This window comes from Cryptobacterium curtum DSM 15641 (assembly GCF_000023845.1).
Taxonomy (GTDB): domain Bacteria; phylum Actinomycetota; class Coriobacteriia; order Coriobacteriales; family Eggerthellaceae; genus Cryptobacterium; species Cryptobacterium curtum.
In genome coordinates this window covers 744803-758021 of sequence record NC_013170.1, presented here as the reverse complement: position 1 = coordinate 758021, position 13219 = coordinate 744803, and the positions used below count along the sequence as shown (strand labels likewise).

Genomic DNA, 13219 nt, shown 5'->3' with positions numbered 1-13219 from the left:
AGAAATAACAAAGCGGCGGTTACCACTATGTCTATAAACGAGTAGATGGTCCTTCGAGCGGCAAATCACCGGCAGTGGCAGCTGGTGTATCGTCGGCGGCCACTTCGGTTCCATCAACAGCACGATATGCCTCGTGACCAGGAAGGATCATATTTAAGATAATACCGGTAAGCGAACCGATCGCCAAACCCGAAAGGCTGATAGTAATCGACCCAGCAGGAATGACAACAGCACCGGCCGTGCTATACGCAATGCCAATAGACAAAACAATGATGAGGGCCGTAATAACAATGTTGCGACTCAGCGTGAAATCGACGTGATTCTCAACCAAGTTACGAATGCCAACTGCAGAAATCATGCCGTAAAGTACAAGTGAGACACCACCGATAACACAGGCAGGCATAACTTCGATAACCGCGGAGAATTTCGGGCAGAAAGAAAAGACAATTGCAAACAGTGCTGCCAAGCGAATAACACGTGGGTCAAATACGCGAGTCAGTGCAAGCACACCAGTGTTTTCGCCATAGGTTGTATTCGCAGGCGCTCCGAACAGCGATGCCAAAATCGTTGCCAAGCCATCGCCGAGCAAGGTACGATGCAGTCCAGGGTTAGCAATGTAATTACGGTTACAAGTGCTGCTGATGGCCGAAATGTCGCCAATGTGTTCGATCATCGTGGCAAAGGCCAGCGGCACGATTGTAATAATAGCTGTAATAGCTAGACCCGCATTAAACGAGGGTCCCGCAAGCGCGAACACTGTGTTGTCCCATAAGACCGGCAGGCCAATCCAAGAAGCCGTCTCGACTGGCGTAAAGTCAACTTCACCCAAAGCAGTAGCAACAGCATAAGAAACCAGTACACCAAGCAAAATAGGAATAATACGCACCATTTTGCGACCCCAGATATTTGCCACGATAATCGTTGCCACCGCAACAAGGGCAACAAGCCAATTCGTCTGGCAGTTTTGAATGGCAGAGGATGCTAACGTCAGACCGATCGCAATTACGATAGGGCCAGTAACCACCGGCGGGAAAAACCGCATAACACGCGCGGCGCCAAATGCTCGAAACAGCGCTGAAAGCACAAGGTACAGCAAACCGGCGCAGGCAACACCCAAACAGGCATAGGGCAAAAGCTCCGCTTCCCCATGAGGAGCAATCGCTGCATACCCGGCAATAAAGGCGAAGGAAGAGCCAAGAAAAGCGGGAACTTTACGCTGAGAGAGCAGATGAAACAGAAGTGTTCCTAAACCCGCAAAGAGCAACGTAGCAGAAACTGACAGACCGGTCAGTGTCGGCACCAGAATAGTCGCGCCGAACATGGCAAACATATGTTGTAAGCCAAAAACAAACATTTTCGGTCGACCAAGCGTTCGCGCATCGTAGACTGCATCTGGTGCATCCTGCGCACCCATTGTGGGTACTTGCATTTCATCCGCCATTCAGATGACCTTCCTCTTAATTGGTTATGCATTTAATCGCATAACCAGTCCTCTGTATAACCTTTCGTATAATACCCCTTTTCCTGATCTTGCCGGCAATGGAAAACGATGTACAACAGGTCTGCACGATTCACCCGATTGATTCCGATTGATTGATAGTCCCTGCATTCCTATCGATAATTATCACCGATAATTTAAAGTAGTTACACTGTATGACGTGGTAGAGTGTCACACGATTTATTCGGCCAATTGCTTCCATGAACGCAACAAGCACGATAAGAAGGGACTCGTGTAATGGAAGAACATCGTTTCGATCGCTTGAAGTTGCTTATTGGCACCGACGCGGTAGAGAAGCTCGCACAATCCCACGTTATTGTCATGGGTGTGGGCGGTGTTGGTGGCTTTGCAGCGTGTGGACTCGCACGAAGCGGGATTGGTTCTCTCACGCTTATTGACCGCGATATGTATGACGAAACAAATCTCAATCGCCAAATTGGGGCCCTTGACTCCACCATTGGGAAACCAAAGGTCGAGGTTATGAAACAGCGCATTGCTGAGATTAATCCTCATTGTCGCGTGATCGCCCGTCAACTGCTGTATCTTCCTGAGACAAAAGATTCCCTCAACTTTAGTTCGTATGACTACGTTATTGATGCAGTTGACACCATGACTGCCAAGCTCCTTATTATTGAAGAAGCACAACGAGCTGCGACGCCCGTCATATCAATTATGGGTACCGGCAATAAGCTTGATCCGACCGCACTTGCCGTAGCTGACATAGCTGAAACACGTATCTGTCCGCTTGCGCGCATTCTGCGTAAGGAATTACGGCGACGCGGAATACACCACGTACCAGTTGTTTATTCGACAGAGCAATCACGTATGCCCGGCGCAGCTGATGGGCATACCACACCCGTTAAACGTGGTACTCCACCTGCAAGCGCTATCTTTGTGCCTGCAACTGCTGGAATGATCGCCGCTTCTCAGGTTATAAAAAATCTTATCGAAACAGAAAATGCGCCTCACCCCCACAGATGAAACGCATCTTCCAGCAGTCATTTCACTGTACTAGCTCAACCAGGCGCCAGAACTCGCAAAACGATGCGTAACGCCATTGATTACATACAGTCCAGTTGCCATAGCACCTGAATCTTTCAGGTAATACCACGAACCGTCGATTTCACACCAGCCAGTTACCATAGCGCCGTCGGCATTAAGGTAGTACCAGCTATCGTCAGAGTACAGCCAGCCAGTTTGCATAACACCTGACGCATCAAAGTGATACCAGGCGCCATCAACCTGCTGCCAACCAACGGCAGCTCCACCCCAACTCTGCAGATAATACCAAGAGCCATCAAGCTGCTTCCAACCAGTAGCCATCGCACCATTTGCGTCAAACCAGTACCAGCTACCATCAATTGATGCCCAGCCAAGGGCCGTACCACCCCAACTCTGCAGATAATACCAGGTACCGTCGAGTTGTTTCCAACCAGTTGCCATCGAACCAGCCTCGTCGAACCAATAGTGACTTCCGTTGATGTCCTGCCATCCTGTTGCCAGCGTACCGTCGTCGATCACATAGGTCCACGTGCCGGCTTCATCCTGGTGCCAACCAGGTGTGGGCGGATTAACAGGATTAGGGAAGTCAACGGTAAAGTCCATCGACTGAGCACCCGCGGCCGCAGTAGAAATACGAATACCTGTATCCGTGCGTTCAGACGGGAGTGCACAGGCATTATAAGCAAGCACTTTCAGAGGATCGCTGCCCACCTGCTTATTGGTGTTGGCGTTCATGAACGGAAGATTTTGTAGCGGCCGACCAGCAGCAACACTCGACACTTCGTAATATGCCGGCATAATGCCTGGACGATGCTTCTTGACGTTAACCGTATTAGACAGCGACGGATCAGACGGTGTTACGAGACCATTGTTGACGGCGATACCGTTATCGATATGCCAGACAACCAGCCCACCTGTTGGGTTTGTATAGGAATACCCATTTGAAGGCTGACCGTCAGCGGCGGTATTTCTCACCGAACCGCTTGTGAAAGCTGCTTCCATTCCCTCGTCAAATGATTCGTATTGCCTATTCTCAACAAGATAGTATTCATCATCGTTAACACGAATGATATAGGACTTAAAGCCCGCATCGCTCTTTTGCGACGTTGCGGTATAAGTGCCATCCTTGCTGATTTCTTCAGGATCGATGTAGCCAAGCATATAGCGGCAATAGGCATCAAAGAACGTGGGGCGATATTCCCCCGATGACGTGCGACCCCACGAGCCGCCATCCATCATTGAAAGATAGCCAACGGTGTAGTCCGACCAGGCACCCGTGCCATCACTCGTATCGTAGAGGTCGGGTAATCCCAGATAATGACCCAATTCATGACCAAGTGCACCAATGCCACTCTGATGTTCTTCGCCTTGGCGCGTTGATTCCGTTTCAGCCTGAAGGACATATGACGATATCGAAACTGATCCACTTGAACTGGTTACGGCATACGGATCTTGGAAGTACCACTTATGGGGCCAGATAGAATGATGGCCCACGGGCGTATAACCAGCAGATTGATCGTAACCAGCTAACACAATACCAATACCGATTTCGGTCTGGTCAAGCACGCCGTTACCGTTCTTGTCGTAAGCAGCAAAGTCAACATATTTGGCTGCTTCTTTAAACGCCGCACGCAAAGTATCCCAATATTCATCACTGCCACTATCGCCCACGTTTCCATATTTTTGCGACAGAGTTACATGCACGACACCATCGTTAGATATATCAGACTTATTTGTATTTCCATCGACGCCATAAGCACTTGTTTCTTCAATGGGAAGCCAAGTAAACTTGCCATTTGATGATTCTCGATAAAATGAAGTAATACTGTAATCACCTTTGAAGAACTGCTTTGACCAATCGTAATCGCTGTTATAAGGCTCATCTTCAAAGCCAACCATAATTGTAACTAACGGAAGTGAGGTTGTCCCATCAGTCGATCGCGCCGATCGTGAAAGTTTACCGTTATCAAGCGATTGAGTTTCACGAATCTTATCGAGTGTCACCACACTCTGCGGGTCAAATGCCGGAGCCGGTGTATATGAGGCACCGCCTAATGCATACAGTTGCTTTTTAACCGTGTCAGACGCGAGATCGTCGGCGCCGAGCGCATGAGATTCTTTTTCGTTCTGAGCAAGAGCACCTAATGAAAGGTTGTTCTGAGATTCCATAACAACCTGATACCAAGTACCACTTTCAGGATCTTGCTGAACAATCGCGCCTTCGTCGGTTATACGGTAGTGAAAGTTTTCATTACCCACCAAACGCGAATTAAAGGTCGTACCATCCGGCTGAGATGTCGGTACCAAACCTCCATAGGCAGGAGTAGCACTCGCGGGTACAGGATGAACGGTTAAGGCAAAAGCGCCGCAAGCAGCAGCTACCCCCACCGAACATGCTAGGCGCACGATGGTACCAACCGCACCTGTCCGCATCGTGTTTTGCATCGGTTTATTCCTTCCTCTCTTGCTGTGTGTATCCTTGTTCACATTTCCGCGCAAATGATACACAGAAGTGTTCCACACTCCTTAACCACTTGCTCCTTAACTACTTTTTGGCAGTAAATTGCGCTCAGCCAGTTCGGCAAGCACCGTACGTAACATGAGATCGGTATCGTCAAGACCAAGATGCCGTTCATCTTCATCGGCACTCAACGTCTTACGACGACGTGCCCACGACTCAAGCGATGCTGGTCGCGATTCATGTGGAAGATAACGCACTTCAGGATCAAGCTGACGACAAATATCGCGTGTGTCCACAGGGACAATGCGGCCTGCTTTGCGACCCTCGGCATAGCCGTTGAGATTCAGCAAAAGCCACGCATCCTCAAAGGCCGCGTTATGCGCAAGATACGGAAATGCTTCGAGCGCTTGCAGTAAACTAGCCTGCAGGTCGCTATCGTCCCGAAACTGCGGACGATCAGCTATATCATCCCAGGTAATACCATGTATTTCAGTTAGTGGCACACCCGTTTCTTCATATTGAGCAGGCAGACCACACCACGCTGCACACGCACCAAATGGCTTTTCGCCTTCGGCAAGCTTAACGTATTCCCAGCCCACATTAATGATGCGTCCGCGATCGGGCGCGCGGCCAGTTGTCTCGAGATCAACGCCAACTACTACCCCACCTAATGGATGACTTGCATACACCACATCAAGCGCGGTATTACGCACATCTGAAACTTCTTTTTGCACCGCATCGGCAGCACGATTCTGTAAGGCAGCAATTGATCGAATAATGTCATCTTCGGAAAGACTCCGTGGCAGGTTTGGACTATTCGTGTCAGGAATAGGCTGTCCCACCAGCGCGTCACAGAGCTCGCGATTTCTGTCAGCTAAATTGCGGACTAGATCAAAGGAAAATGAAGGGTTATCGTTTTCGAACCATTCCGTCACCAGTATTTTGATGGCTGATTCATTGCGATTACGTTCATCAAGCACCGCATCAGTGCCCATACCAAAAAGAAATTCGGGAACGACAAGCGCCTGGGCTTGCTCGATCGCCTGGGTAACATTCATACGCAGCACCTTTCAAGGGATGCACACGTGTGCGTCTTAAGTGCGCATCTGAAACTCTCACTGTAAGGATACCCGACATCGAACGGAACAGCTTCGAAAATGGAGAATGTTTACTTATACTGCCTTATTGCTTCTGCAGCCACTATGTGCCTGAGCTGTCACATATGCCACGTTATGGCGTGGTTAATTAATCGCCCATCACCATGCGGCGACGCGCCACCCAGCGGCGTATATGCCAGCTGTGACTACTGCAAACAAGCCAAACCAAACCAGCAAGAGCATACAAAAGCAGCAGCGCTGGCATCAAAATGCCCGAATCCTCAACAAACAACATAATAATGGCGGTTACCAGCAGCGCCGTATAACCACTCGCGAAAGCCTGATTATCTTCCCAGAATTTACGATAGCCGCCCGGTTGACGCACACGCAGCATAATCATGAAACCAAGAATAATGAAAAAACCCACGGCAAGTGCCGGCGAGAACGTGATGGTATTCCAAGACAGGCTGAGCATATTCCGAATAACTTCCGGAACCACCATCCACCACGCATCACTTTGTAAGGTGTTGGCGTACGTGCCAAGGTGCGATTCTGTTTCAAAAGATGTATCAAGAACCAGCACAATAAAGGCAAGCAGAGCCGCAATTAGCGTGAGGCACACCACCAGCATCCACGAAAAATGCCTTCCTTTAAACATTGAGGCAGCTATAATCAGGCCCACTGTTCCCCAGATAATTACGCCAAAATTGCTCCCCCACCAGGGTGCGGCAATCACGGCAAAAATGAACAGTGATCCCAAAGGGAAAATCCAATGCTTAAATATTCGCAAAAACCGCTCGCGTTTTACTTGATTGAGCAGCAATGCTGAAAGCGTGACCCATGATCCAAACAGCAGGCTTGCCCCTTCGTTGCCCATGCCGTAGTAGCGCGTTGCTCCCATCGGAGAATAGCTCAAATACCCGGTCGCCGTCATAGGCCCACCAAGCAGCTGATCGGCCACGAGCACCAAGATCGTTAGACCAAGCATCGTGAACAATGCATAGGTCCAGCGAAAAACGAGGGCCACAATAATGCAGATAAAAGCAATTTCCATAGCAGCAAAGGAAAAATAATCGAATGCGATTTCCGCCGTTGTAAACGAAGGAAGCTGCAAAAACATGATGAATGTCGCCAGCGGAATAGCGAGCGCAATAATCCATAACAAACGGGTAGCTGGTAACAAATGTTGAAGAGACGTGGGTTTAATACGGATGTCTAAGAAGAGCAAAACAATACTCAGCGAAAAGACAACCGCCATAATAGCGACGAATACAGCAATAAATTCGTCACGTGATTCATCAACTGAAACGGCAATTGAATTCTCACGCGCAAGCTGTTTTGTACGCGCCAGTGCACCATAGGAATCAGTAAACGCGTAGATCGAAACATTGCCAGGCTTGACCTGTGGTGCTTCAAGTAAGTGAGCAATGGCATTACTGACATTACTTGAGGTAACCAGACCGCTACGATGTGTTGAAGTCGAGGTAAGCAGTCCATTATCGCCTGCATCGACCATAATCAAGGCACCGTAGCCTGGTAAGGCATACGCATCAATGCGTGCTAAATACGGCGAGGACGTAATGAATAACGAATCATTCGGACCAAGCTTTTCGTAGATCTCGGCGACACGTAAATCAATCTCACGCGCTTTGGTGGAGTTTACCCGCACATAATGAAACCGCGGATTAGCATCAAGGGCATAGATGTCAACCTTGTCTTCAGCAATCACGTTGGCGCACGCGTAACGGCCGGCCAAACGCTGTAAGTTTGGCGTATTATCATTGTCAATATCTTCCCAGGAAAAGCTGGGAGCAACTACCAGATAGACCTCTCCTACCGGATCATCTGATGTATCGTCGGACAGTCCTGATGTATCAGCTTCTACATCATCGGAAGAAGAACCGCCTTCGCCCTCGTCAGAGGTACTGGTAGTTGACACCACCCCAGCAGCATCAGATGCGGTTTGAGTCGGCAGGCTTTTTGTTTCGGTAGTTTCTTCACCGGAAGTTACCTCTGTTGAAAAAGCACGATCTGACCCCTCTGTGTTGGATGGATCAGCATTTGCCGCGCTGGCTAGACAGCTGCCCCCCAAAAAGGCAGCAAAGACCATGCTGATGGCAATAGCACAAAGACGTTTTGATAGCGTTGATGTCATACCCTCAGTTTACGACAACCGCAAACTATCAACCATTTGCTTAAATTCATCGAGATGTTTGAGGTCTTCATTCCCGGTATACGAACTGTAATCGATAACAATGTAGCGCGAAGGGGAAACAGAGCCGACAACTTTGTACCCCTTGGTACTATGCCCGCTTCCCTCCATTGTTTCTGTGCCCCGTACCCAATCGTACGTACCAACTGTGAAGTCTTCTACCTCTGAATAGCTCTGTTTGATTGAGCCGATCTCTTCATCATTGAACCAATATGTATGTAGATCATCGCTGGTCAGAGCGCTGCTAGATACCTTCTGATCAACAGTAATTTCTTGAAGCACAATCGTTTCGCCACTCTTGTCACCACCGGGAGAGCACGTCAGAGTGGTGTCTGAATTATCTTCCCATGTCCAATCGGACGGCGATTCAAATGAATACCCATCGCGCTGTATAGTTGTGGTAGCCGATGCGGTGGTTGATGATGTCGTCGATGAAGACCCAGATGAAGAACATCCTGTAACAAAGCAGACAACAATAAGAGCAGTGACCGTTACAACAGTAAACAGCGCGATCTTTTTTGTGCTATTCAATATGCTACTCATATCCTCACCTGTTTCTCTTTATGTCACATCATCCCGCATGATGGTGCTCCACAGCAGGTACGTATCCGCCGCATAAAGCACCTAGTGCAGAGAGATTATATCCTCATCAATCCACTTCTGCCGATTCTTTATTATCTTATCGTGTGAATTGAGCATACCCTCAAGTTTGCTTAACTCTCAAGTTCATTCGAACCTGAGCTTTTATTCTCATACTAATCTGTACACGTTCGAAGAAATATGAGAATTCCTCGTATAGGTTGGTTTTCAAAAAGGCGGCATACACGACGTAAGTACGAGCACAAAAAGACCAGCCTCCTTGGGCTGGCCTTTTTGTGCTTATCGCGGTGAATAGATGTGCCAATCTTCTCCCTACACGACCCTCCTTGCACCACGACGCAATCAGCCGCCCTCCTCAAGCGATCTGATTTCTATACGCAATCAATGTACACTGTATCTAACAGATGCGTCAACCAATGTACGAGGTAAAAACACGCTTGTGTCCTGTATCGAGAATACGGGCGATTTTCTGCCTATATTCCTTTCCTGAACAGGACTTCACAGTCACATTCCAATCACATTATAACAAGCAGGTCAGAGCTATAAGCTTCTGACCTGCGTTTTTGATGGTCGGGTTGACAGGATTTGAACCTGCGACCCCTTGACCCCCAGTCAAGTGCGCTACCAAACTGCGCCACAACCCGTTTTGTACGCTCCCTTAAGAGCAGCAGACGCTATTCTAACGACTGCCTAATGACATTTCAAGAGCCTTATCAAGGATGACATCAGCAAGATCACGCTTCGGCATGCAAGGTACCTGAACCTCGCCGTCAGCAGAAACCAGCCAAACCTCGTTACTATCAGTGCCAAATGCACGACCATCGCCTACTTGATTTGCCACTATGAAATCAGCATGTTTCGCCACAAGCTTGCACCGCGCATTCTTAAGAACGTCGTCAGTCTCCGCTGCAAATCCCACCACAATCTGATGGGTCTTTGTGCGTCCTGCGCAAGCAAGAATATCAGGGTTTTCGACCAGTTCGATACAGGAAAGCATCTCACCGTCAGTCCCTTTTTTCAACTTGCGCCCAACCGGTTGTGCCGGCCGAAAATCTGCTACGGCTGCAGAGAAAATAGCAATGTCAGCAGCATCAAATGCCTGGGCAACAGCATCATGCATTTCATTGGCCGTTCGCACCGGCACAAGCGCTGCATCCGCTGGCGGATCAAGCGCAACGGGACCAGAGACAAGCACGACCTTTGCACCACGTTCAATTGCCGCTTCGGCTAGGGCATAACCAGTCTTGCCACTGCTAAAGTTGGAAAGGTAGCGCACCGCATCGATGGGCTCGACGGTGGGACCTGCCGTAATTAATACCGAGCGACCACTCAGATCTTTGACATGGTTACCCTTAGCCGCTCGACCGTCTTGAACCGGCGAATTATGTGCACCACGCAATTCTTCATGGCTTGTTTGAACATCAAAAGCGCCTACTGGCAGCACGGTATTCGAAGGGGGTGAACTGATTGATTTAGTAAGCAGTGAAAGGACCTTTTTCACAATGCCAGCAGGCTCTGCCATACGGCCGCGACCTTCGTACCCACACGCAAGATAACCGCTATCTGCTTCGACAAACGTAACGCCCCGCTGCGCAAGAGCGTGCATGTTTGCCCTATTGGCAGGACTTTCATACATATGCACATTCGCTGCCGGACAAATAACAAGTGGACCAGTAAAAGCTGAAGCAGTGGTAGTCAGCAAATCATCGGCAATTCCATGGGTGATCTTAGCAATAACATTCACCGTAGCCGGTGCAATAACAAATACGTCGGCCTTATCTGCCAAACTAATATGATGAATGGGATCAGCTGAATCATTAAAAAGGTCAACTGCCACCGATTCGTGAGTAAGCGCACGAAATGTCAGCGGGTTTACCAGATGCGTTGCATGCTCGGTCATCACTACCTTCACATGTACGCCTGCCTTCTGCAAACCGCGCACGATTTCGCATGACTTATAGGCAGCTATACCACCCGTTACCCCAACGAGTACCGTCTTGCCAGCATATGCCGTATCAGCGGGCAACTCTGTCGATCGACCAGCAGACTTCGCTATGGCTTCTGCCAGAGATGTGAAAGTAGGCTCCCCCAGAGGCGTAGAAACAGACTTAGCCTTCTCAGTTGACATCGCTTCCCTCTTTTCCCACGCGTTTGAATAGATTAAGCGCGTCAAGAGCCACTTCGTGTAGAAGAGCAACTTCTTCTGGTGATGGCCCTAAACAGCGAACACCCTTAAAGCGGGCCTCATCGCCCGCAAGTGAGAGCGTTTCGGTGGTTTCAACCATGCGTCGCTGTGCTTCGTCAATCGCTGCAAGGGCTGCTGCAGCAGCAGTGTCACCCGCAGCCGCCAGGACCTCTAAATCGTCAGCTGTTGCACCAAATTCAAGCAATGCCATCATTTCGCGCGGAATATCGTGAAGCGTCTCTAAGCAATCAAGCGCAAAACCAGGACAAATGAAAAAGACTCGTGACGTTAGACCTTCATCATGCCACTTCTTGAGAATATCGGTCGATAACGGCGTAGTCCACGATGCTTTGTGTGGGCCAAATACACTTTGAAATCCGAGTGTGATATCGTCCACATCACTTTCTAACCGTTCGGCTATGTGCTCAATCATCTGGTGAATCTGCGCGCGATAAGAATCGCCATTGCGCTCATCTTTGAGCGGAATCGCATGAAGCGAAATAAGCAACTTATCGTCTGATCTATCGCCGAAGCCCGCCTTTTGTATCGATCCTGCAATCGCATCTAAATAACGAGGTCTATCTGCGTAGCGCTTTATCACCTGTATATCGGCAGCATCAGGCCAGTGAAGAGCATCTATTGCCTGCTCAAAAGCATCTATCACTGAATACGTCGATGAATAGGCGCTTTGCGGATATAGGGGGAGCAGAATAATGCGATTGCATCCTTTATCTTTCAAGGCACGCAGGGCATCGGTCATCGAAGGTGCGCCGTAACACATGGCACTGTGTACAATAACTTCCGTATCAGTGTCGTTTACAGCATCGGCATCGTCTGCAGAACGAGCAAATGATTCCTGCAAAAGAGACGCCAGACGGTCTTGTGCAATAACGAGCGGAGAGCCAGCTGGCTGCCAAATACGCTTATACCGAAGTGCTGATTTCACTGGCCGCCGCGGCAAAATAATGCCATGGAGCAGTAAATGCCAAATTGGCTGCGGAAGTGGACGAATTCGTCGATCAACCAAAAAACTCGCAAGGTAGTCTCGTACTGCTTCAGCAGTGGGGGCCGACGGAGAACCCGCATTCCCTATAATGATGCCTGTTTTCATGGCCTGTCCTAAAAGTAGTGTGCCTGTAATTCTTCTGATTGACGAGGAGCCGTTGCAAGCGTTGCAAAAATGCGCTTGCCTGCTTCGGTACGACCCATACTTCGATCTTCCAAACTGCGCAATGCCCCGAAGAGATCAGGTGGTAAGCCGTCAACAAGTGCTATATCATCACCGGTCATCGGGTGATTAAAACTGAGTGAATAAGAATGAAGGAATTGCCGCGAGAGTTCGAGATTCACCTGTTCATTTCCCCATCGATACAGAGGATCACCAACGCAGCAATGACCAATGAACTCCATATGTACTCGAATTTGATGGGTACGACCCGTATAGAGCCGACACTCTAAAAGGGTATAGCCATTATCCGCACGCCCTGCTTCAAAGCGCTCAAGCACCGTAAAGGTCGTTAGCGCATTGCGAGCCGTCGGCCGATAAGAAATCTTCATGCGTAACCGATCGTCACCAACACGTCCGATTGGTTCATCAATCTGACCAGTATCAAAGGCAATATTTCCGTGCACTAACGTTAAGTATCGTCGATCAACCTTGTGATCGCGTACGAGATCCTGCAGCGCCATGCCACAGGTGTCGTCTTTCGCACACATCATAAGCCCACTCGTGTCCATATCAAGACGATGAACAATACCCGGTCGATCGTCACCTTGCACATGAGCAAGACTATCGCGCCCATAGGCATAGATGAGTGCATTAACGAGCGTGCCACCTTCATGCCCCGGTGCGGGGTGTACACAGAGACCTGCTTGCTTGCTGATGGCCATCATCCAGCGATCTTCAAACCGCACATCAAGTGGAATAGGTTCACCACGTAGCGGAATATGGGTAGCAAGAGGAATTTCCTCATAGACAATGGTATCGCCCGGTGCCACGATTGAGCGCTTCGAGCGCGCGAGTCCATTCACAAGCACCTTGCCCGCTTCAATCTGCTTAACTGCTGCGCTGCGACTTGGATAGGCGCCTGAGACCGCTAAAAGGCTATCAAGCCGCATTCCCGCATCGGCCTGTGTGACGATAAGGGAAAACTGACTTGCCATT

9 protein-coding genes and 1 tRNA gene are annotated in these 13219 nt (G+C 49.3%); 1 reads left to right on the top strand and 9 read right to left on the bottom strand.

What is annotated here, in order from left to right; all coding sequences use genetic code 11:
- Positions 1-31: 31 nt before the first annotated feature.
- The gene (locus CCUR_RS03195) at positions 32-1441 is read right to left on the bottom strand and encodes a uracil-xanthine permease family protein (RefSeq protein WP_012803048.1); all 1410 of its coding nucleotides are present in this window, start codon (positions 1439-1441) and stop codon (positions 32-34) included.
- A gap of 294 nt (positions 1442-1735) precedes the next feature.
- On the opposite strand from CCUR_RS03195, the gene CCUR_RS03190 reads away from it, so the two are divergent.
- Positions 1736-2479: a tRNA threonylcarbamoyladenosine dehydratase gene (locus CCUR_RS03190; RefSeq protein ID WP_012803047.1), complete on the top strand. Its 744-nt coding sequence runs from the start codon at positions 1736-1738 to the stop codon at positions 2477-2479.
- A gap of 30 nt (positions 2480-2509) precedes the next feature.
- Here the strand turns inward: CCUR_RS03190 and CCUR_RS03185 are convergent, their stop codons facing one another.
- The 8 genes from CCUR_RS03185 to CCUR_RS03150 form a co-directional block, all read right to left on the bottom strand.
- Positions 2510-4945 (bottom strand): M6 family metalloprotease domain-containing protein, encoded by a 2436-nt coding sequence (locus CCUR_RS03185; protein WP_012803046.1) that lies wholly within the window; start codon positions 4943-4945, stop codon positions 2510-2512.
- Between the two features lie 96 nt (positions 4946-5041).
- Positions 5042-6019, bottom strand: coding sequence for a 3'-5' exonuclease (locus tag CCUR_RS03180; RefSeq protein ID WP_012803045.1), 978 nt, complete (start codon positions 6017-6019; stop codon positions 5042-5044).
- A 187-nt stretch (positions 6020-6206) separates the two neighbouring features.
- Positions 6207-8213 (bottom strand): hypothetical protein, encoded by a 2007-nt coding sequence (locus CCUR_RS03175; protein ID WP_012803044.1) that lies wholly within the window; start codon positions 8211-8213, stop codon positions 6207-6209.
- A 9-nt stretch (positions 8214-8222) separates the two neighbouring features.
- Positions 8223-8813 carry a hypothetical protein gene (locus tag CCUR_RS03170; protein ID WP_012803043.1) on the bottom strand — a complete coding sequence of 197 codons (591 nt, stop codon included), beginning with the start codon at positions 8811-8813 and terminating at the stop codon, positions 8223-8225.
- Between the two features lie 624 nt (positions 8814-9437).
- Positions 9438-9514, bottom strand: a tRNA-Pro gene (locus CCUR_RS03165).
- A 35-nt stretch (positions 9515-9549) separates the two neighbouring features.
- Entirely contained in the window at positions 9550-10998 is a 1449-nt protein-coding gene (locus CCUR_RS03160; protein WP_143711808.1) for a bifunctional phosphopantothenoylcysteine decarboxylase/phosphopantothenate synthase, read from the bottom strand.
- A complete protein-coding gene (gene hemH, locus CCUR_RS03155; RefSeq protein WP_012803041.1) occupies positions 10988-12166 on the bottom strand; it encodes a ferrochelatase in 1179 nt (392 codons plus the stop codon). Before hemH ends, CCUR_RS03160 begins: the two co-directional genes overlap by 11 nt.
- Positions 12167-12174: 8 nt before the next feature.
- Positions 12175-13218: an RluA family pseudouridine synthase gene (locus CCUR_RS03150; protein ID WP_012803040.1), complete on the bottom strand. Its 1044-nt coding sequence runs from the start codon at positions 13216-13218 to the stop codon at positions 12175-12177.
- Between the last annotated feature and the right edge of the window lies 1 nt (position 13219).

Excerpts from the sequence above, each read along its gene's own strand:
- hemH (WP_012803041.1), bottom strand. The coding sequence starts at position 12,166 with ATGAAAACAGGCATCATTATAGGGAATGCGGGTTCTCCGTCGGCCCCC.
- CCUR_RS03195 (WP_012803048.1), bottom strand. The coding sequence starts at position 1,441 with ATGGCGGATGAAATGCAAGTACCCACAATGGGTGCGCAGGATGCACCA.
- CCUR_RS03180 (WP_012803045.1), bottom strand. The coding sequence starts at position 6,019 with ATGAATGTTACCCAGGCGATCGAGCAAGCCCAGGCGCTTGTCGTTCCC.
- CCUR_RS03170 (WP_012803043.1), bottom strand. The coding sequence starts at position 8,813 with ATGAGTAGCATATTGAATAGCACAAAAAAGATCGCGCTGTTTACTGTT.
- CCUR_RS03185 (WP_012803046.1), bottom strand. The coding sequence starts at position 4,945 with ATGCAAAACACGATGCGGACAGGTGCGGTTGGTACCATCGTGCGCCTA.
- CCUR_RS03190 (WP_012803047.1), top strand. The coding sequence starts at position 1,736 with ATGGAAGAACATCGTTTCGATCGCTTGAAGTTGCTTATTGGCACCGAC.
- CCUR_RS03150 (WP_012803040.1), bottom strand. The coding sequence starts at position 13,218 with ATGGCAAGTCAGTTTTCCCTTATCGTCACACAGGCCGATGCGGGAATG.
- CCUR_RS03160 (WP_143711808.1), bottom strand. The coding sequence starts at position 10,998 with ATGTCAACTGAGAAGGCTAAGTCTGTTTCTACGCCTCTGGGGGAGCCT.
- CCUR_RS03175 (WP_012803044.1), bottom strand. The coding sequence starts at position 8,213 with ATGACATCAACGCTATCAAAACGTCTTTGTGCTATTGCCATCAGCATG.